The following is a 3536-nucleotide window of genomic DNA, read 5'->3' on the forward strand; positions in this document are numbered from 1 at the left end:
TTAGTGGATTAAATACGAATATTTTTGTATCAATAAATAAAAATTTTCGTAAAAAGGAAGTGTGACATAACATACTCTAAGAATAAATTTTCAATCATCATCACAAGAATGGTTATGAAGGCTGCCCGAAAGAATTTCGTATTTTTTATGGCTCAAACCCAGCCTGGCTCACGTAAACTTGATTTTCTGGAAAGACTTCAATAAAGCGGTTGTATACTTTTTTTATTACATGTGGTCCATACCATTCTTCTAGTCCAAGTTGGGTATATTTGTTCTCTATACCAAGTCTCTTTGTACGTTTTCCTCCACTGCCGTCGCCCATGAAGTAGTCATCGATACAGATACGATCGACAAATGGCTTTAATTTCACAGGGAAATAGTCTCCACTTGGTAAGATGGGAGCGATAGCCACTTGGGTTGGTATGCCCGAAGCCGCTAATTTTTCCAATGTCTTAAAGCGTGCCTGGATTGGGGGCGCATATGGTGTAAAATGTTTACGTATCGTTTCTGAATCGGTCTCAATCGTCATACTTACTCGAACTTTATCTTTAAATTGTTGCAGCAAATCGATGTCTCGACTGACAAGGGGGCTTCTCGTCTGTACTAATAGAAAATCAGGGGAATCTTCTAGCATCACTTCTAGTAAAGAGCGCGTCACTTTTTCCTTATGCTCTATTGGTTGGTATGGGTCTGTACTGGATGACATAAAAATGGTGACTTTCCCTTTCGTTTTGGCGCGATGGAGCTCTTTTTTCAATACATTCGCTGCTCCGTTTTTCACATCGACCCAATTCCCCCATTCTCCTTCTCGAAAAAGAGAGACAGGCATTTCGCGTACATAACAATAGGAGCATCCAAAAGAACAGCCTGTATAAGGATTTAGTGAATGTGTATATCCAGAAAGAAAGCCAGTCCCTTTATTCAGAATGGTTTTCGGATTTTTATAAAATAATTCATGTTTCATGTGAGTACCTCCATTCATAGCGTTACACCTTACTAGAAGAAGCTCGCTTTTCCAAATCCAGGAGCTGTGTCTTCATTTCTAATCCACCACGATAGCCAGTTAACGTGCCATTCTTCCCAATTACGCGATGGCACGGTACAGTAATTAATACAGGATTAGCCCCAATTGCCGCTCCTACAGCACGAACAGCAGCAGGCTTATTTATAGTATTGGCAATGTCGGAATAGGATTTCGTCTGTCCATAAGGAATGTCGCAAAGTGCCTGCCAGACTGCTAGCTGGAATGGCGTACCGATGTAGTCAGATGGAACAGAAAAGGTTTTCCGCTTTCCTTCTAAATACTGAATGATTTCAACCGCATAGGGTTCAAGCTTTTCATCATCTTTGACAAGAGGACTTCCTGGTAAGCGTTTCTTAGCCCATTCGAACAATTCCTCAATTGGCTTGTTCTGTGAACCGACAAAGACTAGACCCTTTGAAGTTGCAGCAATATAAAACTTCCAATTCCGAAACTGTAGTAAAGACCAATATAGGGTTGGTTTAATCTTTGTTTTCATAGTACTTTTCCTCCGTTTTACTCATTTGACGAAATTGTGCGGGAGTCAGTCCAGTTTTCTTTTTAAATAAAGTAATAAAATAAGGCGTATTAGTCATGCCCACACTTATGGCGATATCTCCAATTGCTTTATTTGTCTGAATTAAATACTTTTTAGCCGTGTGCACTCTAACTAGTTGTATATATTCAACAGGCGTAATGCCTTTAATCTTCTTAAATGTCCGATGCATATGATAAGGACTTCCATGACAAATACTTGCTAACGAATCGAGGGTTAATTTTTCTGTGAAATGTTGATCAATGTATTCAGTAATTAAATCAACCCACTCGCTATCAGGCAGATTTTCATTAGTGGGCTTGCAGCGTTTACAAGGGCGAAAATTTGCACGGAGAGCTTGTTCTGCGTTTTGAAAAATATATACATTTTCTTTTTTCGGAACACGGGATTTACAGGATGGTTTGCAAAATATACCTGTCGATTTTACTGCATAAAAAAATTGATTATTGTATGCTGTATCATTATTAATAATGGCTTGCCACTTCTCATCCGTCATCATTTCTCCATCTATTAAAATCTGTTTATGTCCGTTATTTATACGATCCGTCATTAATCTCACCTCTCCTTCCAATTTTACTCTCTATCCATCAAGAATGTATAATTCCGAGGATTAAATAGCAAGATATTGAAGTTTTTTATTTAGAATCATGAAAAATGATTCCAAGACCGTATCGTTCTCCAGAAGTAACTGTGCTTACTCCGTGCCGAACTGTATTTTTGTAATATCCTTTTTTACCTAGAACGGGTCTATGGTTAGTAGGGAAAATTAGCGCACTCCCTTGTTCTAGTGTAATGACATGTCCCCTGCTCTGAGCACGAGGAATTTGTTCCACTAATAGAGATTCTCCACCGCAGAAGTCATGATCGCGTTGATTTAACACAAATACGACTTGAAACGGGAAAAATACGTCACCATATAAATCTTGATGCAAACAATTAAACCCACCTGTTTCATACTTTAATAGTAAAGGTGTCGGTCTAGTTTGGTCATATTTTTCACAGATGTTTAAAAAATCTTGAAGATGATCTGGAAACTGTTTTGATTTCTTGAAATAACCTAACCATCGATTGGCTGTTTTGGCCAATTCAAAATAAAAAGACTCTCTTAAACTTTGGATGATTTCAGGTAATGGATAGGAAAAATATTTGTACTCTCCACTCCCGAAGCGGTATCTCTTCATATTGATGGTTGTTCGGAATGGATCTTCCTGACAATACAATTCTATGAAGTGCTCACATTCCTCTTTTGTTAAAATCACTGGAAGCTTTGCAAATCCTTGCTCATCTAATTCAATTTGAATTAATTTCCAATTTAAGTTTGCAACGCGTGTTCTAATATCTTGGACCACCTTTATCCACTCCTAGTTAGCATTCTTGATAAATAACACTATAACCCCATCATTCTAAAAAAATAAGGTGTTTAGAATGTAAGAGCAAGATAACAAAATAAAGAAAGATTATGATGTGGTAAAGTAAAATTACTCTTAATAAGATGAGGAGAATGAAATGTGACATGGGATGAAGTCAATGGTGTGATAGTTATTACATTACCCGATGATTTTGATAAGGATGCAAACCTAGGCTATCTAACAAGGGAAAAAAATGAATGCATGTATGCTATAGAGAACGATGTCATAACAAAAGTTATAGCTATCGGGGAAATTCGGTCCTTAGTTCAGATAAATGTAATGAATAATAAACAAATGAATGTTCATTTATTAAATGATTCTAGACCTATTGAAAAGTGGAAAAGAGAAGAGGTTGTGAACTATATTTATGAGTGGTTTGATCTAAATAACGATTTAACCTCATTTTTTGAAATGGCAAAAACAGACCCATTACTTAAAATGCCTGCTCAAAAATTTTATGGATTGCGAGTGATCGGTATTCCTGATTTATTTGAAGCTTTATGCTGGGGAGTTTTAGGGCAACAAATTAATTTATCCTTTGCGTACTCCT

Annotated in this window: 5 protein-coding genes; 1 reads left to right on the forward strand and 4 read right to left on the reverse strand. The window is 37.0% G+C overall.

What is annotated here, in order from left to right; genetic code table 11:
• Positions 1-145 precede the first annotated feature (145 nt).
• The 4 genes from RT445_RS18225 to RT445_RS18240 form a co-directional block, all read right to left on the reverse strand.
• Positions 146-964 (reverse strand): SPL family radical SAM protein, encoded by an 819-nt coding sequence (locus RT445_RS18225; RefSeq protein WP_274793162.1) that lies wholly within the window; start codon positions 962-964, stop codon positions 146-148.
• A 22-nt stretch (positions 965-986) separates the two neighbouring features.
• The gene (gene adaB / locus RT445_RS18230) at positions 987-1520 is read right to left on the reverse strand and encodes a methylated-DNA--[protein]-cysteine S-methyltransferase (RefSeq protein WP_274793161.1); all 534 of its coding nucleotides are present in this window, start codon (positions 1518-1520) and stop codon (positions 987-989) included.
• A complete protein-coding gene (locus RT445_RS18235; RefSeq protein ID WP_274793160.1) occupies positions 1504-2127 on the reverse strand; it encodes a bifunctional transcriptional activator/DNA repair enzyme AdaA in 624 nt (207 codons plus the stop codon). The genes adaB and RT445_RS18235 overlap by 17 nt, the downstream gene beginning before the upstream one ends.
• Before the next feature lie 85 nt (positions 2128-2212).
• A complete protein-coding gene (locus tag RT445_RS18240) occupies positions 2213-2926 on the reverse strand; it encodes a 2OG-Fe(II) oxygenase (protein WP_274793159.1) in 714 nt (237 codons plus the stop codon).
• A gap of 159 nt (positions 2927-3085) precedes the next feature.
• Here RT445_RS18240 and RT445_RS18245 point away from each other — a divergent pair.
• Positions 3086-3536: DNA glycosylase (locus RT445_RS18245; protein WP_313471176.1), on the forward strand; the 451-nt coding region annotated here is incomplete at its 3' end.

Source organism: Lysinibacillus sp., assembly GCF_032093475.1.
In the GTDB taxonomy this organism is placed as follows: Bacteria; Bacillota; Bacilli; order Bacillales_A; family Planococcaceae; genus Lysinibacillus; species Lysinibacillus irui.

Coding starts and splice junctions, on each gene's coding strand:
- adaB (WP_274793161.1), bottom strand. CDS start 1,520: ATGAAAACAAAGATTAAACCAACCCTATATTGGTCTTTACTACAGTTT.
- RT445_RS18235 (WP_274793160.1), bottom strand. CDS start 2,127: ATGACGGATCGTATAAATAACGGACATAAACAGATTTTAATAGATGGA.
- RT445_RS18225 (WP_274793162.1), bottom strand. CDS start 964: ATGAAACATGAATTATTTTATAAAAATCCGAAAACCATTCTGAATAAA.